Source organism: Microbispora sp. NBC_01389 (genome assembly GCF_045040095.1).
Classification (GTDB): Bacteria; Actinomycetota; Actinomycetes; order Streptosporangiales; family Streptosporangiaceae; genus Microbispora.
In genome coordinates this window covers 1,623,375-1,647,561 of record NZ_CP109552.1, presented here as the reverse complement: position 1 = coordinate 1,647,561, position 24,187 = coordinate 1,623,375, and the positions used below count along the sequence as shown (strand labels likewise).

25 protein-coding genes and 1 pseudogene are annotated in these 24,187 nt (G+C 71.4%); 14 read left to right on the top strand and 12 right to left on the bottom strand.

Features of this window, described 5'->3' with window-relative positions; all coding sequences use genetic code 11:
• Nucleotides 1-9 precede the first annotated feature (9 nt).
• Nucleotides 10-717: an ABC transporter ATP-binding protein gene (locus OG344_RS07345; protein WP_327048540.1), complete on the top strand. Its 708-nt coding sequence runs from the start codon at nt 10-12 to the stop codon at nt 715-717.
• Between the two features lie 105 nt (nt 718-822).
• Here OG344_RS07345 and OG344_RS07340 read toward each other — a convergent pair whose 3' ends face one another.
• On the bottom strand, nt 823-1,380 hold the full coding sequence (locus OG344_RS07340; RefSeq protein WP_405087542.1) for a PIN domain-containing protein: 558 nt from the start codon (nt 1,378-1,380) through the stop codon (nt 823-825).
• Between the two features lie 18 nt (nt 1,381-1,398).
• Entirely contained in the window at nt 1,399-1,905 is a 507-nt protein-coding gene (locus tag OG344_RS07335; protein WP_405087541.1) for an excisionase family DNA-binding protein, read from the bottom strand.
• Between the two features lie 238 nt (nt 1,906-2,143).
• Between OG344_RS07335 and OG344_RS07330 the strand changes: the two genes are divergently transcribed.
• The 3 genes from OG344_RS07330 (at nt 2,144) to OG344_RS07320 (ending at nt 3,895) form a co-directional block, all read left to right on the top strand.
• Nucleotides 2,144-2,530: a nuclear transport factor 2 family protein gene (locus OG344_RS07330; RefSeq protein WP_405087540.1), complete on the top strand. Its 387-nt coding sequence runs from the start codon at nt 2,144-2,146 to the stop codon at nt 2,528-2,530.
• Between the two features lie 92 nt (nt 2,531-2,622).
• Complete coding sequence (locus OG344_RS07325) at nt 2,623-3,147, top strand: sigma-70 family RNA polymerase sigma factor (RefSeq protein ID WP_405087539.1); 525 nt, start codon at nt 2,623-2,625, stop codon at nt 3,145-3,147.
• Between the two features lie 100 nt (nt 3,148-3,247).
• The gene (locus tag OG344_RS07320; protein ID WP_405087538.1) at nt 3,248-3,895 is read left to right on the top strand and encodes a permease-like cell division protein FtsX; all 648 of its coding nucleotides are present in this window, start codon (nt 3,248-3,250) and stop codon (nt 3,893-3,895) included.
• 118 nt (nt 3,896-4,013) lie between these two features.
• Here the strand turns inward: OG344_RS07320 and OG344_RS07315 are convergent, their stop codons facing one another.
• Nucleotides 4,014-5,117 carry a hypothetical protein gene (locus OG344_RS07315; RefSeq protein ID WP_405087537.1) on the bottom strand — a complete coding sequence of 368 codons (1,104 nt, stop codon included), beginning with the start codon at nt 5,115-5,117 and terminating at the stop codon, nt 4,014-4,016.
• A 247-nt stretch (nt 5,118-5,364) separates the two neighbouring features.
• Nucleotides 5,365-6,018 carry a class I SAM-dependent methyltransferase gene (locus tag OG344_RS07310; protein WP_405087536.1) on the bottom strand — a complete coding sequence of 218 codons (654 nt, stop codon included), beginning with the start codon at nt 6,016-6,018 and terminating at the stop codon, nt 5,365-5,367.
• Between the two features lie 372 nt (nt 6,019-6,390).
• On the opposite strand from OG344_RS07310, the gene OG344_RS07305 reads away from it, so the two are divergent.
• Nucleotides 6,391-7,125 carry a GNAT family N-acetyltransferase gene (locus OG344_RS07305; protein WP_405087535.1) on the top strand — a complete coding sequence of 245 codons (735 nt, stop codon included), beginning with the start codon at nt 6,391-6,393 and terminating at the stop codon, nt 7,123-7,125.
• On the opposite strand, the gene OG344_RS07300 is transcribed toward OG344_RS07305, so the two are convergent.
• The 7 genes and pseudogenes from OG344_RS07300 to OG344_RS07270 all read right to left on the bottom strand — a co-directional run.
• Nucleotides 7,112-7,948, bottom strand: coding sequence for an alpha/beta hydrolase family protein (locus tag OG344_RS07300; protein WP_405087534.1), 837 nt, complete (start codon nt 7,946-7,948; stop codon nt 7,112-7,114). The two genes, OG344_RS07305 and OG344_RS07300, sit on opposite strands and share 14 nt — an antisense overlap.
• An 80-nt stretch (nt 7,949-8,028) precedes the next feature.
• A complete protein-coding gene (locus OG344_RS07295; RefSeq protein ID WP_405087533.1) occupies nt 8,029-9,399 on the bottom strand; it encodes an aldehyde dehydrogenase family protein in 1,371 nt (456 codons plus the stop codon).
• Nucleotides 9,399-10,499, bottom strand: a complete 1,101-nt coding sequence (locus tag OG344_RS07290) for a phenazine antibiotic biosynthesis protein (RefSeq protein ID WP_405087532.1) — start codon at nt 10,497-10,499, stop codon at nt 9,399-9,401. Before OG344_RS07290 ends, OG344_RS07295 begins: the two co-directional genes overlap by 1 nt.
• 65 nt (nt 10,500-10,564) lie before the next feature.
• Entirely contained in the window at nt 10,565-11,002 is a 438-nt protein-coding gene (locus OG344_RS07285; protein ID WP_405087531.1) for a hypothetical protein, read from the bottom strand.
• Nucleotides 10,999-11,589: a hypothetical protein gene (locus OG344_RS07280; protein ID WP_405087530.1), complete on the bottom strand. Its 591-nt coding sequence runs from the start codon at nt 11,587-11,589 to the stop codon at nt 10,999-11,001. Before OG344_RS07280 ends, OG344_RS07285 begins: the two co-directional genes overlap by 4 nt.
• A 130-nt stretch (nt 11,590-11,719) precedes the next feature.
• Complete coding sequence (locus OG344_RS07275; RefSeq protein ID WP_405087529.1) at nt 11,720-12,313, bottom strand: hypothetical protein; 594 nt, start codon at nt 12,311-12,313, stop codon at nt 11,720-11,722.
• Nucleotides 12,314-12,395: 82 nt separating this feature from the next.
• Nucleotides 12,396-12,551 (bottom strand): annotated as a pseudogene (locus tag OG344_RS07270) (hypothetical protein); the annotation flags it as partial.
• 284 nt (nt 12,552-12,835) lie between these two features.
• Here OG344_RS07270 and OG344_RS07265 point away from each other — a divergent pair.
• The 5 genes from OG344_RS07265 (at nt 12,836) to OG344_RS07245 (ending at nt 19,435) form a co-directional block, all read left to right on the top strand.
• A complete protein-coding gene (locus tag OG344_RS07265; protein ID WP_405087528.1) occupies nt 12,836-14,446 on the top strand; it encodes an ABC-F family ATP-binding cassette domain-containing protein in 1,611 nt (536 codons plus the stop codon).
• A 74-nt stretch (nt 14,447-14,520) separates the two neighbouring features.
• A complete protein-coding gene (locus OG344_RS07260) occupies nt 14,521-15,312 on the top strand; it encodes a hypothetical protein (protein ID WP_405087527.1) in 792 nt (263 codons plus the stop codon).
• A gap of 47 nt (nt 15,313-15,359) precedes the next feature.
• Nucleotides 15,360-16,466, top strand: coding sequence for a saccharopine dehydrogenase family protein (locus OG344_RS07255; RefSeq protein WP_405087526.1), 1,107 nt, complete (start codon nt 15,360-15,362; stop codon nt 16,464-16,466).
• Nucleotides 16,467-16,537: 71 nt separating this feature from the next.
• Complete coding sequence (locus tag OG344_RS07250) at nt 16,538-18,187, top strand: hypothetical protein (RefSeq protein WP_405087525.1); 1,650 nt, start codon at nt 16,538-16,540, stop codon at nt 18,185-18,187.
• An 81-nt stretch (nt 18,188-18,268) separates the two neighbouring features.
• Nucleotides 18,269-19,435: an NlpC/P60 family protein gene (locus OG344_RS07245; RefSeq protein WP_405087524.1), complete on the top strand. Its 1,167-nt coding sequence runs from the start codon at nt 18,269-18,271 to the stop codon at nt 19,433-19,435.
• A gap of 19 nt (nt 19,436-19,454) precedes the next feature.
• Here the strand turns inward: OG344_RS07245 and OG344_RS07240 are convergent, their stop codons facing one another.
• Nucleotides 19,455-19,958, bottom strand: a complete 504-nt coding sequence (locus tag OG344_RS07240; protein ID WP_405087523.1) for an inorganic diphosphatase — start codon at nt 19,956-19,958, stop codon at nt 19,455-19,457.
• 86 nt (nt 19,959-20,044) lie between these two features.
• Between OG344_RS07240 and dacB the strand changes: the two genes are divergently transcribed.
• The 4 genes from dacB (at nt 20,045) to hpt (ending at nt 24,178) form a co-directional block, all read left to right on the top strand.
• Nucleotides 20,045-21,430: a D-alanyl-D-alanine carboxypeptidase/D-alanyl-D-alanine-endopeptidase gene (dacB, locus tag OG344_RS07235; RefSeq protein ID WP_405087522.1), complete on the top strand. Its 1,386-nt coding sequence runs from the start codon at nt 20,045-20,047 to the stop codon at nt 21,428-21,430.
• A 61-nt stretch (nt 21,431-21,491) separates the two neighbouring features.
• Nucleotides 21,492-22,544, top strand: a complete 1,053-nt coding sequence (locus OG344_RS07230; RefSeq protein ID WP_327049468.1) for a zinc-dependent metalloprotease — start codon at nt 21,492-21,494, stop codon at nt 22,542-22,544.
• 52 nt (nt 22,545-22,596) lie between these two features.
• Nucleotides 22,597-23,607 (top strand): tRNA lysidine(34) synthetase TilS, encoded by a 1,011-nt coding sequence (gene tilS / locus OG344_RS07225; protein ID WP_405087521.1) that lies wholly within the window; start codon nt 22,597-22,599, stop codon nt 23,605-23,607.
• Nucleotides 23,608-23,620: 13 nt separating this feature from the next.
• Nucleotides 23,621-24,178 carry a hypoxanthine phosphoribosyltransferase gene (hpt, locus tag OG344_RS07220; RefSeq protein WP_405087520.1) on the top strand — a complete coding sequence of 186 codons (558 nt, stop codon included), beginning with the start codon at nt 23,621-23,623 and terminating at the stop codon, nt 24,176-24,178.
• The last annotated feature ends 9 nt before the right edge of the window (nt 24,179-24,187 follow it).

Here is a 24,187-nt window from a genome sequence, read left to right as displayed (position 1 = left end):
GAGGTGAAGATGGAGGCGCGTACGACCGGCACCCGGCGCGGTGTCGAGGTGACGATCAGAGGACTGACCAAGGGGTTCGGTCAGGGAGACGGCCGGATCGTCGCCGCCGACGACGTGTCGCTGCATGTCCCGGCGGGGCAGCGGGTCGCCGTGGTGGGTGCTTCGGGCTCCGGCAAGTCCACCCTGCTCCACCTGATCGGCGGCATGGAGCGAGTGGACGGCGGCACGATCACGGTCGGGGATCGGGAGGTGACCGCGCTCGGCCGCCGTGAGCTGTCGGTCTACCGCCGCAGCGTCGGCTTCGTCTTCCAGCGGTTCCACCTGCTGCCCGCGCTCACCGTCCTGGACAACGTCCTCGCCCCGGTGCTGCCCCGCCGGGTGGACTTCGACCGTACGGAACGGGCCCGGCGGCTGCTCGCCGCCGTGGGCCTGCTGGACCGCGCGCACGCCGTGCCGTCGCAGCTGTCCGGCGGGCAGCAGCAGCGGGTCGCGGTCGCGCGTGCGCTGATCGGCGACCCCCGGCTGATCCTGGCCGACGAGCCCACGGGCAACCTCGACTCGGCCACCGGCCGGGAGATGATGGAGCTGGTCGATCGCCTGGTCGCCGAGCAGGGGCTGACCCTGCTGGTCGCCACCCACGACGACGGGGTGGCCGCGCACTGCGATCGGATCATCCGCGTCCGGGACGGCCGGATCGTCGGCGACACCACGCGCTGACCGCTCGGAGGCTCGACGCCGGAGTGCGTCGCCTGTCCTGTTCCGGGCGCCCGGGCGGAGCAGGTCGGGGTCGCGCCGGAGGATGACGGCATGGGCTGATGACGGTCACAGCAACGAGCGGACCGCTGAAGCGAAAACGGGAGCTCCACAGTTCTCGAGCGATGCAAGCACGTCCCCAAGTGTCATCGACCGATGAGGTGGCTTGCCGGTCGCCGCGGCCTGCTCGCGCAGGACACGCACGATGGCATCGGGAGCCAACTCCAGTTCGTACAACAGAAACGTGTCCGGGTGCTGGACTTCGATATCCCACTGATCGCATGTAGTGCTGGGAAAATCGCGAAGATTCGAAGTGACGATCACGTCGGCGTGTCCGCGAACTGCCGCGGCGAGAACATGCCGGTCCTTGACATGATTGCCCATCGCATCCTCCAGCGGCTCCCAACCCTCCACAAATGCCTCAGGGAAGGCGGACTGGACAAACGACAAGGTGCGGTCCACGTTGCGTGCGGCAATCCCATTTCGGAGCAAAGCGCCTCGAACCTCCGCCAGTATGCGTCCGCTCCATAAGGGCTGGTACATGCCGGTCTCTGCAATCCTCAGCAGTGTGTCACGCAGCGCGTTCGGGTACAGCACGCAGGCGTCCAGTACGGCAGAGAATGGCACCAGGCCAGCATAGGCCGCTCAGAATTCGTTGGCGGGCTTGTCGTACATGCCCATGCCCACGGACTCTGCCGTCAGTTCGTCCAGCAGCCGGTGCCGCTCACCGCGTCGCTTCTCTTTGTACGCCAGGACGTCTTGGAGTTTCACCCGCCGGTGTGCTCCCGGCCGATCGGTCGCACGCTGGTAGGGGATTTCGCCGGTCTCAAGAAGCTTGACGAGAGTAGGCCGGGAAATCCCCAGCAGCTCGGCGGCCTCGTAGGTTGACATCGTCATGTGCTGCGGTGCGACAGTGACGGCCAAGCCCCGCGAGAGCGCCTCTGCCACCTGGAGAAGAGCCTCGTAGACCGGCAACGGCAAAGGCAGCTGAGGCGAATTGTCTGGGCCTGTCAGCAGGGCTGGGCGCTCGGCGACGGCGCGCCCTCTCTTGTGCAGCTCCGCAACCAGGTCGACTATGGCAGCTTGCGTCTGAGGGTCCTCCTCCGGCAGGAATGTCCTGGCATCCGCAGCGGCCAACGACGTCTCGCCCATCCGAGTCCTCCGTCACCACACGCATCCGTACCTGGACTGTACCTCGAAACGAAACTAACGAAAACCACCGTGGAGCAGTATCGCCATGATCAGGGCTTGCGTGCGGCTCCGCCGGTGCTGGACGACCGGGAGGGGGAGACCGGGCAGCCAGGGAGGTGGGCTGCGGTATGGAGTATGCGGCCCCGCCGGGACTACCGTCGGCACCGGTCGACGAACGCTCCCGGCGGAAAGGACAGTCATGGCGGGCCGTACCCTTCTGGACGAGTTGTACGAGGCCGAGCGGCGGTTGCAGAACGCCCAGCTCAACGGTGACGTGGAGGAGCTCGACCGGCTGCTCGACGAGCGGCTCGTCTTCACCGGGCCTCCCGACGGGCGGCTGTACCCCGAGGCCAAGGAGCTCGACCTGCACAACCACCGCTCGCGCACCCAGGTCATGACGAAGGTCGTCCAGGAGGACCTCACCGTCCTGGTCTCGGGGACGACCGGGGTGACCTGCTTCCTCGGCACGCTGGAGGGCGAGTTCGCGGGCGTGCCCTTCGGCGGCCGGTTGCGCTACACGCGCACGTGGGCGCACACCGAGGAGCACGGCTGGCGCATCCTGGCGGCCCATGCCAGCGAGGCCTGAGCCGGCAGGCGGCATGACACCTTTTCGTTCGAGCGGAGAGGGCCTCGTCCATCTGGAAGCAGCGGATGCGGGGGGCCGGGCGTTCACTGTGCATGGACCTTGAATCCCTGCGGTTGATGGCGCCCGCGCCACCGGCACCGCCTCCCGAGGCCGATCTGGTCGTCCTGTACCGCGAGCACCGGGTCAGCCTGGTGCGGCTCGCGGTGCTGCTCGTGGGCGATCTGGAGACGGCCGAGGACGTGGTGCAGGACGTGTTCGCCCGGCTGCACGGCCGGCGGACGTCGTGCGTCACGCTCGCCTATCTCCGAACCTGCGTGCTGAACGGCTCCCGTTCGGTGCTGCGCCGCCGAGCGGTCATGCTGCGCCGTACGCAGCGGAGCTCCGACCTGGCCGACTCGGCGGAGACCGCCGCACTCCTCGGGGAGTCGCGCAGGGAGGTGCTGCTGGCGCTGGCGCGGCTGCCCCGACGGCAGCGGGAGGCGCTCGTCCTGCGCTACTACCTCGACCTGGCCGAGCCCGAGATCGCCCAGGTCATGCGCATCGGACAGAGCACCGTCAGATCCACGACCGCAAGGGCACTTGCCAGACTCCTTCGCGAACTGGGAGAGGACGAATGAGCGAGCGTAGCGAGCGAATCAGGGAACACAGCGCCTGGCGAGGTGCTGAGTCGCGCGCCTCCGGCGCGACCGAACTCCGAGCCGAAGGCGAGGAGGTAGCATGAGCACCATCGAGGATCGGCTCCGTGACGCCATAGCGGCCCGCGCGCGTACGGTGCCGGACGACGGCCTCGACCACGCGCTGCCCACGCCACGCCGCACCCGGCCGCGCGGCCTCGCGATCGCCGCCGCGGCCCTCGCGGTGGCCGGCACGATCGTGGGCGTGGCGCGGTTCGCGGAGCCGTCTCCGAACCCTCGGGAGGCCGACCTCGCCGTGACGTCGCTGAGCGGCGGTGCGGCCTCGTCCGACATGGTCGACATCTCGGTCTACCTCTGTAAGGATCACTCCCCCTACGAGCGCTGCAGGGGCGGCGCGGTCACCGCCTGGGAGCGGGAGAACATCAGCCGAGCTCTCCGGGCCCGCCACGACGTGAAGATCGTGACGTTCGAGGACCGGCGGAAGGCGTTCGAGAACTTCCGCAGAAGCGAGACGAACCCCAGGCTGCTGAAGGTGGTCACGGTCGAGGACATGCCGGAGTCCTTCCGCCTGAAACTCGTCTCCGGCGCCGATCATGCGGCCGTGGCGCGGGCGGCGAGCCGGCTGCCCGGGGTGTCCAACGTCGTCGACGAGGTGTGCGTGAGAGACGACCTCGCCCGGTCGGGCTCGGACTGGACCGGTAAGTGCGGCTTCCCGGGCGACGGCGGCTGACAGGCGAGCCCGTACGAAGGTGGCACAGCGGGCTGTATGGACAACGTGGAAGGGCACGGGCGGCATGGCCCGTGCCCTTCGTTCACCCGGCCGGTGACGCGCCGGGTTCAGCTCTCACTCACGGGTCGCAGTCGTCACTGGACGAGCTGTGCGACGCGATCTGCCGGCTCTCGGTGACGTAGCGCGTCTCCGCGACCGGGCGCTGGAAGGTCTGCATCCGCGTGTAGCTGACCGGACGGCTCTCGCTGACCATGTGCGTGGTGGTCACCGGGTGCGTCTCCGGCACCATCCGGGTGTAGCTGACCGGGCGGCTCTCGGTGACGAACCGCGTCTCGGTGATCGGACGCTGGAAGCTGACCTGCCTGGTCACCGGGCGGCTCTCGGTGACGTACCGTGTCTCGCTGATCGGACGCTGGTAGGTCTGCTGCTCGGTTATCGCCTTCTTCTCGGTGACGTAGTGCACGACCGGCCGCTGGTAGCTGACGTACCGGGTGACCGGGCGGCTCTCGGTGACGTACCGCGTCTGCTTGATCGGCCGCTGGTAGGACACGTACTGCGTGACCGGGCGGCTCTCGGTGACGAACCGTGTCTGCTTGATCGGCCGCTGGAAGCTGACCTGGCGCGTCTCGGTGACCGGGCGCATCCGGGTGACCATGTGCGTCTCGGACACCGGACGCTGGAAGGTGACCTGACGCGTGTAGGTGACCGGGCGGCTCTCGGTAACCATGCGCATCTGGGTGACCGGCCGCTGGTAGGTGATCGTCCGGCTGTAGCTGAGCGGACGGCTGTAGGAGGCCTCGCGCATCGAGGAACTCCTGAGCGACGGGCTGCTGAGGGACGACTCACTCAGTGACGACTCACTCAGCGAGGACTCCCGCAGCGAGGACAGCGAGGGCCGTGAGTGGAGGGCGAGATTGCTCGCCGACTGGCCGGATTCCTCTGACTCCTCGGATGAACCGCTCGAACTGCTCGAACCGCTTTCCAGGGCGCTTTCGCTCTCCCGCCCGTACCCGCTCTCTTCGTACGCGCGTACGCTCTGCTGCGCCGCCTCCTCCGACTCCTCGCCGACGGTGCCCGGCTCCTCGGCCCGCGGCACGCTCAGCGCGGCGGCGGCCAGATGGCCGGACGGGTGGACGGTGGAGGCCGAGGCGATGGCCGGCCAGAGCGATACAGCGGTAAGGACTGCCGGACCCAGCAGTAACGAGAATCGAGTGCCGTGCATAGAGATACTCCTCTCCGATCAGCGATCGGGTTGCATCTCAATCCTTGGCACCTCAGCCGGAGCCCGTCCAGGTGAATTGACCCCTCCCGGGCCGTTACCGGCGGGACTCCGTATGACCTGATGGGCATCCGTGCCATTGAACAGCGGGATGACCGGCCCGCGTTTTGCCTCGCCCTGTCTGCTCCGATGCGTTCGGCAATTTCCGGCACGTTTACGTTTCTGGTGTTGCGAGTTTTCCACTCCCCGGTCAGCGGCGGGCGATGACGGCGTAGCGCTCGTCGTGGATCGTCTTGCCCCACAGCACGGGATCGGTCAGGGGCTCCGCCCGCACGCTCGCGGCGTACGGCCGGAGCACGTCCAGGAGCGGCCCCGCGCTCACTCCGCCGAGCCACGGCAGCGCCTGGGCTCCGGCGACGTACGGCGGGCCGTCGTCGGAGGCCTGCCAGTTGCCCTCGATCAGGACCAGCCGCCCGTGCGGGCGCAGCAGGCCCATCCAGGTGCGGAGCGCGCGTTCCGGCGCGGGCAGGGTCCACATCAGATGCCGGGCCACGATCACGTCGAAGGAGGCGCCTGCGGCGGGAGGGGCGCTCGCGTCCCCGACGAGGACGGTCGCCGCGAAGCCCGCCGAGGCGAGCTTGCGGCGGGCGGCCTCGGCCATCCTCGGTGAGAGGTCCAGCCCCACGGGCCGGTGTCCCTGCTCGGCCAGCAGCAGCGTCAGCGAGCCGGTGCCGCAGCCCAGATCGAGGACGTCGGACGGGGGCCGCGGCATCCAGGAGCGCAGCCGTCCCGCCCAGGCGGCGCGGACCCGGAGGTCGCGAAGCCCGTGGTCGGCTTCGTCGTCGAAGGTGTCCGCCGCCGCGTCCCAGTAGGAGGAGATCGACTCGAGATTCGGTTCGGGCATGAGCGCATCGTGGCACCCGCCACCGACAGTTCCGCGCCCCACGGGCGGCCCGACGGCTGACAGAGGCCCCGAACACGCCGGGACCCCGGCAGGAGGATCCTGCCGGGGTCCCGCACGTGTGGTGCCGGTGCCGGGTCGCCTCTCGGCGAAAGGCACAACGCGGCTCCAGCCGAACGGTAGTCCGCGAAGGCAAATTAGGTGAGGCCCGGGGACACCTGCACACCGGCCACGCTTCATCAAACCACGTGCCCGGGCCCGTTGTTCCCGGCCGCGCCGTCTTTTCCCGTACGTTCTCCCGGAGGACGCGGACGAAGAGGGCCTGCTCCGGAAAAAAGGGTTGCCGACCAGGGGATGCCGCGCGACCCTCTGCTCGTGCGACGAGTGACTCTGGCCGGGCCGGACGGTTCCCCGGCGCTCGGCTACACCGAGGGCGAGAGATACGGCCTGCCGTGCGCCGACCAGGTGGAGGTGCTGAGTCCGGAGGCGGCCGGCGTCATCCTGGAGCAGCTGCCCGGATGGGCCGTGGCGGGGCCGCCCGATCTCGGCCGGGAACTGCTCGCACACGGCGCCCGTCTGAGGCGGCACGCCCACCAGATGACCTGCGACCTGCGTACGGCGCCGCCGGCGGATTCGGCCGCACCCGAGGGCTTCCGGTTCGTCCCCTGTGACCGCGCGCCGGAGGACGTGTTCCCGGCCTGGTGGGCGGCGTATCCGCCGGGCCACGTGGACAATCGGCGGCGGGACGGGGCCACCGCGCTGCGCGAGGAGCTCGTCCCGCTGCTGGCGGGGGAGATGCTCGGTGAGCTCCTGCCCTGCAGCGTCCTGGCCGTGGACGAGAGCGACGCGGTGGCCGGCGGGGTCCTGGTCAACCGCTTCGGCGACCTGGCCTGGGTGACCGAGGTCTTCCGCCACCCCGGCCGTACGCCGTCCGGTCTCGGCGCCCGGATGCTGGCCGCGGTCCGCGAGAGGGCGTACGCCACGGGATGGGACCGGCTGGGCCTGGCCGTGACCGAGGGGAACCCGGCCAGGCGCGTGTACGAGCGACTCGGCTTCACCCTGGTCCACAGCTCGATGACCGTCGTGATCCCCGCCGTCACAGGGACGTGACGAACTCCTTGAGTTCCCGCTCGTAGCGGGCGGGATCGGCGTTCCACGATCCGGTGTGCCCGCCCCCGGCGGTCCGTACGAGCCTGACGATGCCGGGCCGGGCCTCGGCGAGACGCAGCGCCGGGCCCGGCGGCACCGTCGCGTCGTCGTCGTCCACGAAGACCAGCGTCGGGACCCGGAACTCGCGGGCGTGACGCAGGTGGTCCACGTCGTCGAACGACAGGCCGGTACGCCGCTCGACCACCCATTCGCCCACCGTCACGAGGAAGCCCGGGACGCCCATCTGCTCGGCCCCGAGCGCGATGGGCGACCGCCAGTCGATGACCGGGCTGTCGAGGATCATCGCCTTGACCGGCTCGCCGGGCAGCCTCCGTACGGTCATGGGCACGATGCCGCCGCCCATCGACCAGCCGTACAGCACGATCCCGGTCGCGCCCTGCGCCCGGGCGTAGGTGATCGCCGCGGCCACGTCGCGCCACTCGGTGGCGCCGAGGTGGAGCTTGCCGTCCGGGCTCGCCGGGGCGCCCTCGTCGTTGCGGTAGGTGATGCCCAGGACCGGCATCCCCAGGCTGTGGAAAACCGGCAGCACGCGCAGCGCCTCCCCGGGGCCGCCGTTGCGTCCGTGCACCGCGATCACCCAGGTCCGCGAGGTGCCCTCGGTGCGCCAGCCGGGGAATCCGCCGAGCGGCGAGGGGATGGTCACGTCCGTGTACGGCACGCCCGCGGCGGCCGGGGTCGCGTGCCCCCACAGCCATCGGTCGAGGTAGGCGCGCACTCCCGGGCGCAGGTCGCCGCGGACGACCCGGGTGACCTTCCTGGTCACCGCGCCGGCCCCGGCCGCGGTCGTCGGTCCCAGCAGCGCGTTGCCGTCCGCCCAGGTCAGGCCGTACGGTTTCCAGGATTTTAAGCGCGGATGACACCTTTTGTTCGCATGAGGAACTCGCCGAGATAGGCGTCGTGCGGCACCCACTGGGGCATCCAGAACGTCGGGGCGTCGCCCAGGTAGACGTTCCTGATCGACGGGTCGTCCACGAGGCGGTCGACCAGGTCGTCGTCCCGCGTCATGGCGGTCAGCACCAGCGTGTTCCTGAGCGGCCCGACGCCGTCGTCCGGGCTCCAGGGCGCGAACCACACGCACGGGAACGACAGCTCGATGCCCGTCTGCGGCGCGTCGGGGCGGTCCACCAGGAAGACCGCCGGGCGCAGCACCCCGCTGCCGTCGCCGAGGTCGTGCACGATCCCGTCCCCGCCGAGCAGCGGCGTCGCGCCGTCCACCTGGTCGAGCAGGTACTTCTCCACGGCCCGCGCGTCCGCGATCGGCTGGACGGGCAGCACCGCGGCGTCGTCCTCCGGCGGCAGGCTCGGGATCGCGGCCAGCCGCTCGGCGACGGCCGCGGCGACGGGCGCGGGATCACCGGCGACGAAGACGGCGGTGGTGTTCACGCAGGCCGTCCCGCCGAACGCGCTGACCGACTCGACGATCGTGCCGAGATGGCGCTCCCAGTCGTCCTCGGTCAGCAGGATCTTCGACCGTCCCGGGCCCTGCGGCAGCACCCGCACGTCGTCGCCGTACTTGTTCACGACCTCCTCGCCGCCGTACACCATCGCGAGGTCGGCGTCCCTGATGATGTCGTCGGCCACGCTGTAGTCGGTCGGCAGGAGCACGACCTGGTCCTCGCCGAAGCCCGACTCGCGCAGCGCCGTGATCAGGCGGTGCGGGGTGAACGGCTCACGGCGGGAGGGGCGCACCGCGACCCGGTAGCCCATCGCCAGGGCCTCCAGCCACAGGGTGTGCACACCCGGATGGTTGCCCGCCGCATGCACGGCGAAGACGTCCCCGCGCCGGGTCCAGACCGCCTGCCCGGTGCGGGTGAGCGGATCGCGCCAGTCGTCCACCGCGCCCCCGGGCCGGGCGTACCGGGTCGTGCGGTACGCCTCGCCCGCCCGGTGCGCGATGCCGGACGCCGCCGAGCGGACCACGGTGATCGGCATCCCCGAGACGCGGCTGACGATGTGCCGGTACTCCTCCGCGCCGAGGCCGCCGACGACGCCGGTCTCGAACAGCCGTCCCGCGCGGGCGAGGGCCGCCGCCCGCTCGTCGGCCGGTAGGGTCCGCGCCCGGTGCAGGGCCGCCATCGCCTGCTGCACGAACAGCCGCGGCACCAGGCTCAGCTCCGCGACCGGCAGCCCGCCCAATTCGCGGATGGGCAGCCGGCTTCGGCTGCGGTACGGCCCGCCCGCGCCGAGGGCGTCGAGCTGGATGGGCTCGTCCATCAGTACACCCCCTCGATGACCTGTTCGTCCTCGAACACGGGGAGCGGCCCGACGTCGGCCACGGAGTCGCCCGTCTGCCCCGGCGGCGCGGCCACGCGGGTGGCCAGGTCGCGCTCCAGATTGTTGGGCAGCAGGAAACTCTTGCTGACGTGGTGCATCACGACCTGGCCGCGGTCGCCGATCCGCACGCTCTTCCCGGTCCGCGGGTCCACCACCCCGAAGGCGATGTACGGCGAGAAGGAGTCGAAGACGATCATGTCCTGCTCCGGCGGGACGACCCGCTCGGGCACCCCGCCAAGGATCATCGTGCTGCCGTACATGCCGTACAGCTTCACGCCCGGGAAGACCTCCGTACGGAGCAGGTAGTGGGTGTCGGGATCCATGTGCGCGCCGCCCCAGCCGATCACGGAGACCTTCTCGTTGACCAGGCTGACCAGCGCGTCCCTGCGGGCCAGCCGGGTCAGCAGCGGAGGGGTGGTCACCATGACCCGCACGTCCTGGGTCCGGAGAAGGTGGGCGCACTGGTCGATCAGGTGCTCGGCGTACCGTTCCGCCTCCTCGGGGCGGCCTTCGGCGATGCTCCTCTTCACCCATCGCGGGTCCATGTCGACGGCGAGCCGGATGCCGCCGCGCCGCTCGGCCTGCCGGCGGACCAGTTCTCCGTAGATGTGCGGCCCCGTCGGGCCGAGCGACAGCCAGTTGCCGCTCTCGGGGTAGCCCCTGGCCGCCAGGTCCTGTTCGAGCCGGTGCAGCAGCCGGTCCAGCCAGTCGCGGAGGACGACGACCCGCTTGGGCGGGCCGGTGGTGCCGCCGCTCTCGTACACGCCGACCACCGCCGCGTCCGGGCCGTACCCCCTGGGGATGAGGTCCTCCACCCGGACCTCGCGCAGCTCGTTCGCGACGTTGGGGAACCGCCGCAGGTCCTCGAAGGAGCGCACGTCCGCACGCGGGTCGAAGCCGAGCGTGCTCGCCCGTTCCAGCCAGAACGGCGAGCCGGTCTCGGGGCTGAAATGCCAGCGCATGGCGGCCTCGACGAACTCCCGGCCGTCCGGGACCTGGTCGATCGGGCAGTCGAGGATGGGATCGGTGCGCGGTGACATGTCCACCCCTTCGGCGTGGCAATCCCTTGAAATGTCAGGCTATTTCCGGGTGATGCGCCGCCGAGTCAAGGCGTTTCGCGGTCGAGGAAAAGAATGCTCCTCGTCCTTCCGCCACGCCTCCGCCCCATCCTTCCCGTAGTCTCCGGCCTGGGGTACTCGGCTCCGTTCCGTCGGCGGCGCATGCGGTCGAAGGAGCGCAGCACGCGGCCGAGGGGCGGATCCAACTGCGCGGTCACCGCGTCGAGGACGGCGAGGTGTCCTCCCCTGCGGGTGGCGCGTAGGCCCTGGTTCTCCAGGATCGATGCCAGAGCTTTCCTGCTCGCGTCGTAAAGGAGTCGATACGCCCCGACGGGATCGGCGTGCATGCCGATTCTGGCGAGATCGATGTGTCGCTCTGCCTGCCCCGGCATCGCGTCCGAGTGTTCCCTGCTGGGAGGCACCCGTTCCAGTTGGCCCGCCGACAGCATCGTGTCGATGCGGTCACGACCCTGAGCCCATCTCATCGCGTGCTCCGCTCAGCCGGCAATGGAAAGAGGGGGTTGTCCTTCAGCGCGGCGACGAACGGATCGTTGTGATCCGCCCAGGAGTCCGCGGAGATCCTGCTGATGTTCACCTCGCGTCCGAGGACGCGTTCGGCCGTACGCGCCGCCTCGTACAGGTCGTCCAGGTCTGCGGTCCCGATCACGAGCACGTCAACGTCACGCGGGGGAGGACCGGCTCGGCCGGCGTACCGGGCCGCCCAGGATCCGTAGACGTAGGCCTCGTCTACGCCGGTGATGTCCTCAAGCAGCGGAGGCAATACGGCGGCCGGGCCGAAGGTGACCGCCAGTAGATCGATCAGCGGTCGCGCGACGATGGTTTCGGTGTTCGCCCGGATCAAGCGGAGATTGCCGTGACGTCGTTCCGAGGTCAGCCCGGCGGCGGCGAAGCGGTCCATCTCGCGGCTCACCGTTGACTGGGAGACCCCCGTCCGTTGAGCGAGGTCGGTGGTCGAGTACTCGTCCTCCGGATGGAGGAACAACCATGCGAGCAACTCTCCCACGGCCACACTGCGCAACAAGGGGAGGAGCAGAGGCGGGGGTTCTCGCATAGATGAATAGTAATATGCAGGAATCGCATACTGCTGGATGGCCCGGTGGGCTTGTCTTCTGGGGCGGATCAGGCACGACCCGGGACCGCCCCAACGAGGAACAGTCGCAGGAATGGCCGACGCAACGCTCTCATGAGCGGTAGGGGACCGGCCGTGCGGGGGCCGCCTGGCGGGTGTCACCAAGAGGGCTGGCGAGGGCTCGCTCGAATCCGGTGAGTGCGTTGATGAGATCGGGCACCTCGAATGCGCGATTGCGCCTTCCCAGAGTGGTCTGTTTGAGCACACCCGCTGCGGCGAGCTGGTTGACCGCGTCGTTGGCGCGCTGCGTAGATCGACCGATCAGGTCGGCGGCGGCGGCGACCGTGAGTACGGGAGCGGAGGGAAGTACTCGCAGGAGAAGATCGACGGATGAGTCCGTACGCACCATCCCCAGCTTCTTCCGCCATTCCGTCTCCATAGCGTCAAGCTCCGCGCCGAAGCGGTCCGTGTCGATGACCGCGCGAATGGTGTCCGCGGTGAATCGATCGATACAGGAGCCGATCGCTTCTTGGGCGGGGGGTGAGTCGGCGGATCCTTCGTAGCGGTACGCGGTGAGCGCGGAGACGTAGGCGTCGGCGTGTGACGCCAGAACCAGGCTGATCGGCGGGACGAAACGGGGTGCCAGCCCGCGCCTCCGAAGGATCAGATGGATGAGCGCTCGCCCAGTGCGCCCATTGCCGTCCACGAACGGGTGGATTGTCTCGAACTGGGCGTGATGCCACGTCTGCTTTGGCGAGTCGCCGGACGTTGATCTGTAGGCCCTCGATGAAGGAGCTCGCCACTGCTTCGGCTCTCAGAAGTAGCCTGGCCAGGGCTTCCAGGCTGACGAGGGCCCGTGAGGAAGCGCCCAGCTCGATGAGCCGCTGTTCCGCGTCGTTCACATCCGCCGCACGTTGCCCTGACAAGACCAAAGGGCGGCCCATCAGGGGATCCAGGCAGGTACGCCCGGTAACGGCAAGGTCGCCGCTCCGCCCGCGTCGTGCCGTTCGGAGCTCCCGACCACAACAGGGCGACGTACTCAGCCACGGGTGTTCTTCCCTCCAAGCCATATGAACACTTACAGGCTAACCGTTCGTATGGCTCTGCGGCTGGAACACTTCGAGGTGAGCCGGAGGTGGCTGGGCGGTGGAAAACGGGATGCCGTGGGTGAAAGGGATGGGTAGCCTGCGCGGGACGCGCACGAAGACATCCCGGCAGGAGATCCACGGTGGGACACGTTGAGGTCGGGCATCTGACGCATGTCCTGCCGGACGGCAGGATGCTGCTGAACGACGTCTCGTTCCGGGTCGGGGAGGGCGTCAAGGCCGCTCTGGTGGGCCCGAACGGCGCGGGCAAGACCACCCTGCTCCGGATGATCGCGGGAGACCTCCAGCCGGTCGAGGGCACGGTCTCCCATTCGGGCGGCCTCGGGGTGATGCGGCAGTTCGTCGGCAACATCCGGGACGGCAGCACGGTCCAGGACCTGCTGCTGAGCGTCGCGCCGGAACGCGTCAGGACGGCGGCGGAGCGGCTGCACGCCGCCGAGCTCGTGATGATGGAGCGGGACGACGAGAAGGCCCAGATGCGGTACGCCCAGGCGATCACCGACTACGGCGACGCCGGGGGCTACGACATCGAGGTCCTGTGGGACGCCTGCGCGATGGCCGCGCTCGGCGCGCCGTACGACAGGGTGAAGTACCGCGAGCTGGGCACGCTGTCCGGCGGCGAGCAGAAGCGGCTCGTCCTGGAGGCGCTGCTGCGCGGCCCCGACCAGGTGCTGCTGCTCGACGAGCCCGACAACTACCTCGACGTGCCCGGCAAGGTGTGGCTGGAGACGGCGCTGCGCGAGACGCCCAAGACCGTGCTGCTGGTCTCCCACGACCGCCAGCTTCTCGCCAACGCCGCCGACCGGATCGTCACGGTCGAGTCGGGCAACGTCTGGATCCACGGCGGCGGCTTCGGGACGTACGCGCAGGCCCGCAGGGAGCGGGGCGAGCGGCTCGACGAGCTGCGCCGGCGCTGGGACGAGGAGCACGCCAAGCTCAGGCGCCTGGTGGTCATGCTCAAGCAGAAGGCCACCTACCACGACGGCATGGCCCCGGCCTACCACGCTGCGCAGACCCGGCTGCGCCGGTTCGAGGAGGCCGGGCCGCCGGAGCTTGCGCCGAAGGACCAGCTCATCAGCATGCGCCTGCGCGGCGGCCGTACGGGCAAGCGGGCGGTGATCGCCGAGGGCCTGGAGCTGACCGGCCTGATGAAGCCGTTCGACCTGGAGGTCTGGTACGGCGAGCGGGTGGCCGTGCTCGGCTCGAACGGCTCGGGCAAGTCGCACTTCCTGCGGTTGCTGGCGGGCGAGGAGGTCCGCCACGCCGGGGTGGCCAGGCTCGGCGCGCGGGTCGTGCCCGGCCACTTCGCGCAGACCCACGCCCGCCCCGAACTGCTCGGCCGTGCGCCCTGCGAGATCGTCATGACCGAGCACGCCCGGCTGAAGAACGAGGCGATGAAGGCGCTGGCCCGCTACGAGCTGGCCGGGCGGATCGCCGAGCAGCGGTTCGAGACGCTCTCGGGCGGCCAGCAGGCGCGGCTGCAGATCCTGCTGCTCGAACTGTCGGGCGCCACGCTGCTGCTGCTCGACGAGCCCACCGACAACCTCGACCTGGCCAGTGCCGAGGCCCTGCAGCAGGGCCTGGACGCCTTCGACGGCACCGTGCTCGCGGTGACCCACGACCGCTGGTTCGCCGCCGACTTCGACCGCTACCTGGTCTTCGGCTCCGACGGGCGGGTGTACGAGTCTCCCGAGCCGGTATGGGACGAGACGCGGGTGGTCCGCCCGCGTTGAGCGGCCGGTAAAGATACCGGCGGGGGTGCGCGTGTCCGGGAGGGGACGTCCCTTTCAGTGGTTATGACGGCTGAGTGACGCGACGTTGCCGCATAACCGCCGCCCTCGCCCTCGCCGCACTGGCGACGGCGTCGTGCGCGAGCAAGCACAAGCAGGAGGGCCCGATGCCGCTGGCCCTCAAGGAGCAGGTGTCCTCCGTCGTCCGCTCCGGAGCCGGGTACGCGGTGACCTGGGCGGGGGTGCTGAGCAACCCCAACCGCGGGCACTTCGGGGAGAACGCCGTCGCGGTGGTCACGGCCGTCGACGCGGCGGGCAAGGAGGTCGTCCACCTGGAACAGCCGCTGAACGCCGCGCCTCCGGGCCGCCCGCTGGCGTTCGGCGGCCAGGTGCCGACCGGCGGGCAGCCGGTCCGTGTGAAGATCGACTACCGGCCCGCCTCATGGCGGGCGGCGTCGCGGCCCCCGTCGGCGTTCCTCAGATTCCCGATCTCCGACGTGCTCACCGAGAAGCAGCCGGACGGCTCCTACCTCGTCACGGGCTACGTGCTCGACCCGTTCCGCAGGCCCGCGGGCGCCCTCGCCGTGACGGCCCTGCTGCGCGACGACGCGGGCCGGCTGGTCGCCGGGGCCGCGTCGTACGTGGACGACGTGCGGCCGGGCACGAAGCGGAGGTTCGTCATCACGGTCGACGGCGTCCGCGGGGCCGTCGGCGCGACCGACGTGTACGCCACGACCTGGGGCTCCACCGCCCGGGCGTACGAGGATCTGGCGCGGGCCGGGGCGGTTCCGCTGCACACGATCCCGCCGACCACCGCGCCGTTCGCCAAGGACCGCGGCTATCCGCCGTACAACGATCGGCGCCAGTGAGCGGCCCACCGCCGATCACCACAGGAGGGGCGGGTTACCGTAGCGGAATGGCCAGGATCGTGCTCTTCGGAGCCACCGGTTTCACCGGAAGGCTCACCGCCGAGGCGCTCACCCGGCGCGGGGCCCGGCCGCTGCTGGCGGGCCGGGACCAGGCGCGGCTGACCGCCCTCGCCGACTCCCTGGGTGGTGACCCGCCGATCGCGGTGGCGGACGTCGGCCGACCGGAGTCCGTACGGGCTCTCGTCGCGCCGGGCGACGTGCTGATCTCGACCGTCGGGCCGTTCACCCGGTGGGGTGAGGCCGCGGTCGCCGCCGCGACCGAGGCGGGCGCCGTCTACCTCGACAGCACGGGCGAGCCCACGTTCATCAAACGGATCTTCCAGCGGTACGGCCCCGCCGCGGCGACCCGGGGCGCGGCCCTGATCACCGCCTTCGGTTATGACTACGTGCCCGGCAACCTCGCCGCGGCCCTGGCCCTCCGGAAGGCGGGCGCGGACGCCGTCCGCGTCGACGTCGGCTACTTCGTGGGCGGCGACATGGCGCGCCGCGCGAGCGCCGGGACCCGCGCCTCGATGCTGGGGATGCTCCTGGAGCCGATGTACGGCTTCCGGGAGGGCCGCATCGTCCCCGAGCACGGCCGCACCCGGCGTTTCCTGGTGGACGGCCGGCCGCGGCACGGCCTGTCCATCGGCGCCACCGAGCACTTCACGCTGCCGCCCGCGCACCCCGGCCTGCGGGAGGTCAACGTCTATCTCGGCTGGCTGGGCGGGCTGACCAAGGTCGCGGGCGTGCTGGCCCGGGCGACCCCGGTGATCGCCGCCCTGCCCGGCGCCAGGCGGGTCACCGAGGCGCTGGCCGACCGGGTGCTCCGTACGGGCGGCGGAGCGGCCGCCCCGGCGGCGGGTGTGTCCGGTGTGTCGTCCAGGATCGTCGCGGAGGCCTACGACGCGCGGGGGCGCCGCCTGTCCGCCGTCCACCTGTCGGGCGGGGACCCGTACGAGTTCACGGCCGGTGTGCTCGCCTGGGCCGCGATCACGGCCCTCGCGGAGGGCGTGCGCGGCACCGGCGCCCTCGGCCCCGTCGACGCGTTCGGCCTCGACGCGCTCACCCGGGGCTGCGCCACCGCCGGCCTGACCGTACGCGAACCGGCCTGACTCCGGCGGCGGGCACACGACTTCGGCCGAATGGGTGGAGCGGGTAGTTACCAATCATTTACTCTCCGTATATGAATGATGGCGTCCTGGTGGAGGCGTTGCGGGCCCGCGATCCGGGTGCGCTGGCCGCTCTCTACGACACCCACGCCGGAGGGCTCTACCGATACTGCAGAACGCTGCTGGCGGGGCCCGACGCCGCCCAGGTCGCTCTGCGCGACACGCTGATCGCCGCGGAGGCCCTCGTCGGGTCGCTCGCCGATCCGGGCATGCTGCGTCCCTGGTTGTACGCCCTGGCCAGAGGCGAGTGCATGCGCCGCCGCACGCCCGGAGAGGAGGGCGGGCCCGAGCCCGGACAGGCCCTCGTGCCGACCGCGCCCTTCCCCCGCACCGGGGGCGACGAGGCCGAGACCGACCTGCGCCTGGCCGCCGGCAGCGCCGTGGCCGCGCTGTCCGCGGAGGACCGCGAGGTGCTCGAACTGGTGGCTCGGCACGACATGGACACCGGCGACGTGGCCGCCGTGCTCGGGACCGGTGAACGGTACGCCCGGGCCCTCCTCGACGCCGCCACCGAACGCCTGCGCGAGGCGGTGACGGTCGAGATCATCGCCCGGCGCCCCTCGTACGACTGCGAGCGGGCGGCGGCGATCCTCCGGGGCTTCTCCGGTGAGCTCACCCCGCAGGAGCGCGGGCAGCTGACCCGCCACCTCGCCCGCTGCGAGACCTGCGCGGGACACCGGGTCCGGCAGGTCTCCCCGGCCAAGGTGTTCTCCCTGCTGCCCCGGGTCGCCCTGCCGGAGACGCTGCGGGTGCGGGTGCTCAGCAGCTTCATCGACCCCGAGCTCGTGCCCTACCGGCGGTACGTCGCCAAGCGCGTCGGCGGGCTCAGCGCGGCGGGCTTCCCCAGGGCGGGGGCGCGGCGCGAGGGGCGGCTCGCCCAGGCCGTGGCCGGCGCGGTGGCGGCGGTCGCGGCGGTGGCGACGATCGCGCTCGTGTTCGCCCAGTTCTCCGGTGACCTGCGTGAAGGGGCCGCCGACTCGATCGTCCGGCACCGGCCTCCGGCGGCCGAGGCCCCGGCCGCGACCGGGTCCGGCACGGCCGGCACGGCCTCCCCTGGATCTTCGGGTGACGACGCCGGCCGCTCGTCCGAGCCGCCCGCGGACACGGCCGAGCCCGGCGGCTCCGTACGGGCGGCCGACCCGGTCGTCCTGCCCCGCCCGGCGCCCCTGCCCGCTCCGGTGCCTCCGGCCACCGCCCGGCCCCCGCATCACCACGAGCCGACGCGGAGCCCGGCGGCGCCGCCCACGACTCCTCCCACGACCAAGCCCACGACCAAGCCCACGACCAAGCCCACAACCGGGCCCACGACCAAGCCCACGACGGGGCCCTCCGGCTCCGCGTCGCCCCCGTCCGGCGAGACGCCCACGCCGCCGGATCACGACCCCGGCTCCGGCGGCCCGGGTGGCTCGGACGGCCCCGGCGGTCCCGGCGGCCCCGGCGGCCCCGGCGACGACCCCGGCGGCCCACCCGAAGGTCCGCCCATCGGCGGTCCGCCGCGGGGCGGGCCGCCGCCGGCGCACTGGCCGGGACGCCGCCCGCCCCACCGCGAGCACCAGCGTCATCATGGAGGACGTCACCACTATCCGCACGCCCCCTGGGACTGCCCGCCCTCGCCCGGCCCTGCCACCCTCCCCCCTCCGCAAATAGGGCGACCTGACACATAGGCCGATTACTGGGCGTAGCTTAAATGTGTACGGAGAGTAGTCGCTGGGAACTGAGGGGAGTGGAGCAGGGAAGGGGAAGGAATGCCACTCCTCAGAGCGTCGGGGCTGGTCGCCGGGCTCGGTTCATGTCTGGCCCTGACCTTCGGAGCCCCGGCGGGGGCCGATCCGAAGCCGTCGTCGCAAGACGTCGCCAGGGCGCGGCAGCAGGTGCAGGAGCGGGCGCGTGAGCTGGGTAAGGCCTCGGCCGATCTCGCCACCGCCCAGGCCCGCCGGGACGCGCTGGACGCCGATGCCGAGCAACTGGTCGAGACGTACAACGGCGAGATCGTACGGCTGGAGCGGGCGCGCGCCGCCTACGAGCAGTCGGAGCGGCGGGCCGGTCAGGCGGCCGGCGAGTTCGACCGGTTGCGCAGCGTGGTGACCGCCCGCGTGGCCCAGGGGTACGGCCGGCTGCGGCTGGCGCCGTCCGCCGCGGCCATGCTCGGCGGCTGGGGCGACGCGGGCGAGTTCCTGCGAAGAGCCAGCGTGCTGACGCAACTCGGCGACGAACAGGACGCGACCCTCGCGGAGATGGACGACGCGCGGAAGATCTACGAGATCCTCCGAGAACAGGCGGCCCGCGCGTATGCCGAGCAGTCCCGCACCGCCGACGAGGTCCGGCAGGCGAGGGACGCGGCGCAGCGGGCCGTGGAGGACCAACTCGGACAGACCCAGCTGATCGAGCGGGAGAAAGAGGAGATCTCCGAACGTCTGGACGCCGCCCGCGCCCGCTTCGACGAGCTGAGACGGGCGAGGAGCGCGGCCAGGCAGAGATCCCGGCGGCAGGCTCCCGCCGCTCAGAGCAGCATGGCGATCCCGGCCTGGACGGCCGGACTCGCGTCCGGGCGCGGCGGGGAGGCCGCCCAATGGGCGCTCAAACAGATCGGCAAACCCTACGTGTGGGCCGCGGCCGGACCGTCGGGATTCGACTGCTCGGGACTGACGATGCGGGCCTGGCAGCGGGCGGGGGTCTCGCTCGATCACTGGACCGGCACCCAGTGGACCTCGGGACGGCACGTCCCGCTCAAGGAACTGCGCAGCGGCGACCTGCTGTTCTACGGCAGGCTGAGCCGCAGCCCCGGGACCATCCATCACGTGGGCCTCTACATCGGGCGCGGCATGATGGTCCACGCCCCCCAGACGGGGGACGTGGTCCGCATCGCACCCATCTGGCGCCATGACCTCGTCGGCGCCACCCGGCCCGCCTAGTGCCCCCTACGGCACCGGCTCAGTGGTCCTCGTCCTGGTGGTCGATCTCCTCGAACCGCTTGGTGCTCGCGACGATCTCGGCTTCGGCCTCGGTGCGGCCGACCCAGTTGGCGCCCTCGACCGACTTGCCCGGTTCGAGGTCCTTGTAGACCTCGAAGAAGTGCTGGATCTCCAGCCGGTCGAACTCGGCGACGTGGTGGATGTCGCGGATGTGCTCCATCCGCGGATCGGTGGCCGGGACGCACAGCACCTTGTCGTCACCACCCTTCTCGTCGGTCATCCGGAACATCCCGACCGCCCGGCACTTGATCAGGCAGCCGGGGAAGGTCGGCTCCTGGAGCAGCACCAGCGCGTCGAGCGGATCTCCGTCCTCGCCCAGCGTGTCCTCGATGAACCCGTAGTCAGCGGGGTACTGGGTCGACGTGAAGAGCATGCGGTCCAGGCGAATGCGGCCGGTCTTGTGGTCCACCTCGTACTTGTTCCGTTGTCCCTTGGGAATCTCAACGACAACGTCGAACTCCACTCGTTCCTCCGCATGAGTCCCCGGTCTCCCGGGCTGGCGTTAATGTCTCGTAAGCGTGTTCAAGGTCGGCGCGAAATGAGGGTGACGTGGTGCGACGTGAGCGCTGGGTGGTGGTGTCCACCCTCGCCCTGCTGCAGATCTTCGTCGTCCTCGCGGGCAGCTATCTGATCGCCCATGACGCCGACAGGACCCCGGCTCCGGTCGCGTCCCCGAAGCCGAACCCGATCCCCCTGGTGACCGCGGGTCCGGTTCTGGCCGCGGCGGGGGATGGGGCTCTCCCCGCCAAGGGTACTTTGACCACCCGGCTCACCGCTGCGATGGGTGACCCCGCCCTGGGGGGCAGCGTGGCCGGCATCGTCCTCGACGTGGCGACCGGCTCCACCGTTTTCGACGGCCGCTCGGGCACCCCCATCACCCCCGCCTCCACCACGAAGGTCGTCACCGCGCTGACGGTGCTGGCCTCGGTGGGCCCGGACGCCCGCCTGGCGACCCGGGTGGTCAGGGGCACCGCCCCGGGTTCGATCGTCCTGGTCGGCGGGGGCGACCCCACCCTGGCCGGCCCGGGGACGAGCGCCGCGGAGCGGAGGGACGCCTACCCGAGGCCGGCGACGCTCGACCTGCTCGCCTTCCGTACGGCGAAGGCGCTGAAGGCGGCCGGCGTCACCTCGGCCGGCCTGTCGTACGACGCCTCCCTGTTCGGCGGGCCGCGTACGGCGCCGGGCTGGAAGCCGACATACATCCCCGAGGGCAGCGTCGCCCCGGTGTCCGCGCTCATGATCGACGAGGGCCGGGCGGCGAACGGCGCGCGGGTGCCCGACCCGGCGCGCACCGCCGCCGACGCGTTCGCCGCGCTGCTCAGGAAGAACGGCGTCAAGGTGGGCGGGGACGTCGGCCCGGGCCGGGCCGGGGCAGGCGCCCAGGAGCTGGCGCGGGTGGAGTCGGGGCCGGTCTACGCGCTGGTGGAGCGGATGCTCACGCACAGCGACAACGACCTCGCCGAGGCGCTCGCCCGCCAGGCCGCCGTGAAGGAGGGGAAGCCGCACACGTTCGAGGGCGTGGCCGCGACGGTCCGCGGCGTGCTCACCCGGCTCGGCGTGGCCGAGGGCGTGGAGGTGCACGACGGCAGCGGCCTGTCCACCAGGAACCGGATCACGCCCGGCGGCCTCGCCCGGATCCTCGCCATGGCGGCGTCGCCGGCGCACCCCGGCCTGCACTCGCTGATCAGCGGGCTGCCGATCGCCGGTTTCACCGGGACCCTGCACAACCGGTACGGCAGGTCCGGCTCGGCGGCCGGCGCCGGATTGGTCCGCGCGAAGACGGGCACTTTGAACGGCGTGAACACCCTGGCGGGGATCGCGTACACGTCCGAGGGCCGGCTGCTGACCTTCGCGTTCATGGCCGATCAGGTGGCCGATCCGACGCGGGCCATAGCCGCCCTCGACAGGATGGCCACGATCGTCTCCCAGAGCTGAGATGCCGGACCACGCTCGGCCGCCCGCGCGGCGGGCATGCGGAGAACGTACGGTGGTGAGTATGCAGGTGATCGACTGGGATCTGGCCGTCACGACCGGAGTGCGCCTCGTGCGGCCGGGCCCGCAGGTGAGCCGCGAGGAGGCCAGGCAGGCCGTCCTCGAACTCCGGCGGCTGTCGCGGGACGCCGAGGGGCACGTGCGGGAGTTCACCCGCATCGACTCGGCCCCGCCCGAGGCGGCCACGGTGGTGGACCGCCCCGGCTGGATCCGCGCCAACGTCGACGGATTCCGGGTCGTGCTGGAGCCGCTGACGCAGAAGATGTCCAACATGCCGCCGATCGTCGGCGCCGTCGGCTCGCGCATCACGGGCCTGGAGGTCGGCGCGGTGCTGGCCTTCCTCGCCTCCCGGGTGCTCGGGCAGTACGAGCTGTTCCTCCCGCCGGACCCGTCCGGCGTCGCGCCGGCCGGCCGGCTCACCCTGGTCGCGCCGAACATCGTGCACGCCGAGCGCGAGCTCGGCGTCGACCCGCGCGACTTCCGCCTGTGGGTGTGCCTCCACGAGGAGACCCACCGGGTGCAGTTCACCGGCGTGCCCTGGCTGCGGGAGTACGTGCGCGGCCAGATGACCGAGTTCCTCCTCGCCTCCGAGATGGACCTCGCGACGCTGCTGGAGCGCCTGCGCGCCGCCTCCGACGCGGTGGCCGACGCCTTCAAGGGCGGCGAGGGCAATCTCATCGAGGCCATCCAGACGCCCGAGCAGAAGGCCGTGCTCGACCGGGTCACAGCCGTGATGACACTGGTCGAGGGGCACGGCGACTACGTCATGGACGCGGTCGGGCCCAGCGTGGTGCCGTCGGTCGCCGAGATCCGCGCCAGGTTCCAGCGCCGCCGCGAGGGCGGCTCCCGCGTCGACCAGCTGGTCCGCCGGCTGCTCGGCATCGAGCTGAAGATGAAGCAGTACGCCGAGGGCTCCCGATTCGTCCGCACGGTGGTGGACGAGGCCGGGATGGACGGGTTCAACAAGGTCTGGACCTCCCCGGAGACGCTGCCCGACCGCGACGAGATCGCCGACCCCCACGCCTGGATGTCCCGGGTGCTCACCGCCTCTTCCTGACCCGCGCTCCTCGGTGTCCCGCGCTCGCGCGGGACACCGCGAGAATGGGCCCATGGGCCCGCATCCCGCCGTCGCCGACGTCCGCCGTGCCGTACGGCTGTCGCTCGCGGACCTCACCGCGCGCGCGGAACCGGACGGGGGGCGAAGGCCGCTGGTCCTGGTGGCCTGCAGCGGCGGCGCCGACTCGCTGGCGCTGGCGGCGGCCACCGGGTTCGCGGCCCCGCGTCTCGGCCTGCGCGCCGGGCTGCTGACCGTCGACCACCGCCTGCAGGAGGGCTCGGCCGGGCGGGCCCGCGACGTCGTACGGCTCGCCCCGGCGCTCCGCCTCGACCCCGCCGAGGCGCTGACCGTCACTGTGGGGACGGCCGGCGGCCCCGAGGCCGCGGCGCGGGACGCGCGCTACGCCGCGCTGTCGGCCGCGGCCGGCCGGCTGGGGGCCGCCGCGGTCCTGCTCGGCCACACCCTCGACGACCAGGCGGAGACCGTGCTGCTGCGGCTGGCCCGGGGCAGCGGCTCCCGCTCCCTGTCCGGCATGGCGGAGGTCTCCGGGATCTATCGGCGGCCGCTGCTGGGGCTCGGCCGGGAGCGCACCCGGCAGGCCTGCGCCGCCCTCGGCCTGCGGCCGTGGGACGACCCCCACAACGACGACCGCGTCTACCGCAGGGTCCGCGTGCGGCACGACGTCCTGCCGGTGCTGGAGGACGCGCTGGGGCCCGGGATCGCCGAGTCGCTCGCCCGTACGGCGCGGCTGTGCCGGGACGACGCGGACGCCCTCGACGGGTGGGCCGCGGAGGTCCACGCGCGGTCGCGGGGACCGGCGGGGGAGCTCCGGGTGCCCGGCATCGCGGACGTGCCGGCGGCGGTGCGGCGGCGGGTGATCAGGCGCGCCGCCGTCGAGGCGGGGGCGCACGCCGCCGCGCTCGCCGCGGTGCACATCGAGGCGGTCGACCGGCTGGTGACCGGCTGGCACGGGCAGAAGGGGGTGGACCTACCCGGGGGGGTGGTTGTGGTCAGGCGCTGTGGCACCCTTGTCTTCGCCGTGGACAACGTCTCGCTCGCGTAAGGAATAACCCCAGGTGGATGCAGCAGACATGGGCAAGGACCTCTCCCGCGTCCTCATCTCGGAGCAGGAGCTGCAGACGAAGATCAAGGAGTTGGCCGGTCAGATCGACGCCGACTACGCCGGCACGGAACTGCTGATCGTCGGTGTGCTGAAGGGCGCGGTGATGGTCATGGCCGACCTCGCCCGTGCGCTGCACGTGCCCGTCCAGATGGACTGGATGGCCGTGTCGTCGTACGGCGCGGGGACCAAGTCGTCGGGCGTCGTGCGGGTGCTGAAGGACCTCGACACCGACATCGCCGGCCGGCACGTGCTCGTGGTCGAGGACATCATCGACTCGGGCCTGACCCTTTCGTGGCTGTTGAACAATCTGAGGTCGCGCAACCCGGCCTCCGTGGAGATCTGCACGCTGCTCCGCAAGCCGGACGCGGTGAAGGTCGAGCTGGACGTCCGATACGTCGGTTTCGACATCCCCAACGAGTTCGTCATCGGGTTCGGTCTCGATTACGCCGAGCGCTATCGCAACCTGCCCTTCATCGGGACTCTTGCGCCGCATGTGTACGGAGGGGAGTAAGCCCTTAGC

Bases quoted from the DNA above. Each gene is read 5' to 3' on its own strand.
- OG344_RS07345 (WP_327048540.1), top strand. From the start codon at position 10: ATGGAGGCGCGTACGACCGGCACCCGGCGCGGTGTCGAGGTGACGATC.
- OG344_RS07335 (WP_405087541.1), bottom strand. From the start codon at position 1,905: ATGGGCGAGACGTCGTTGGCCGCTGCGGATGCCAGGACATTCCTGCCG.
- OG344_RS07330 (WP_405087540.1), top strand. From the start codon at position 2,144: ATGGCGGGCCGTACCCTTCTGGACGAGTTGTACGAGGCCGAGCGGCGG.
- OG344_RS07325 (WP_405087539.1), top strand. From the start codon at position 2,623: ATGGACCTTGAATCCCTGCGGTTGATGGCGCCCGCGCCACCGGCACCG.
- OG344_RS07320 (WP_405087538.1), top strand. From the start codon at position 3,248: ATGAGCACCATCGAGGATCGGCTCCGTGACGCCATAGCGGCCCGCGCG.
- OG344_RS07315 (WP_405087537.1), bottom strand. From the start codon at position 5,117: ATGCACGGCACTCGATTCTCGTTACTGCTGGGTCCGGCAGTCCTTACC.
- OG344_RS07310 (WP_405087536.1), bottom strand. From the start codon at position 6,018: ATGCCCGAACCGAATCTCGAGTCGATCTCCTCCTACTGGGACGCGGCG.
- OG344_RS07295 (WP_405087533.1), bottom strand. From the start codon at position 9,399: ATGGACGAGCCCATCCAGCTCGACGCCCTCGGCGCGGGCGGGCCGTAC.
- OG344_RS07290 (WP_405087532.1), bottom strand. From the start codon at position 10,499: ATGTCACCGCGCACCGATCCCATCCTCGACTGCCCGATCGACCAGGTC.
- OG344_RS07285 (WP_405087531.1), bottom strand. From the start codon at position 11,002: ATGAGATGGGCTCAGGGTCGTGACCGCATCGACACGATGCTGTCGGCG.
- OG344_RS07280 (WP_405087530.1), bottom strand. From the start codon at position 11,589: ATGCGAGAACCCCCGCCTCTGCTCCTCCCCTTGTTGCGCAGTGTGGCC.
- OG344_RS07255 (WP_405087526.1), top strand. From the start codon at position 15,360: ATGGCCAGGATCGTGCTCTTCGGAGCCACCGGTTTCACCGGAAGGCTC.
- OG344_RS07250 (WP_405087525.1), top strand. From the start codon at position 16,538: ATGAATGATGGCGTCCTGGTGGAGGCGTTGCGGGCCCGCGATCCGGGT.
- OG344_RS07245 (WP_405087524.1), top strand. From the start codon at position 18,269: ATGCCACTCCTCAGAGCGTCGGGGCTGGTCGCCGGGCTCGGTTCATGT.
- OG344_RS07230 (WP_327049468.1), top strand. From the start codon at position 21,492: ATGCAGGTGATCGACTGGGATCTGGCCGTCACGACCGGAGTGCGCCTC.
- tilS (WP_405087521.1), top strand. From the start codon at position 22,597: ATGGGCCCGCATCCCGCCGTCGCCGACGTCCGCCGTGCCGTACGGCTG.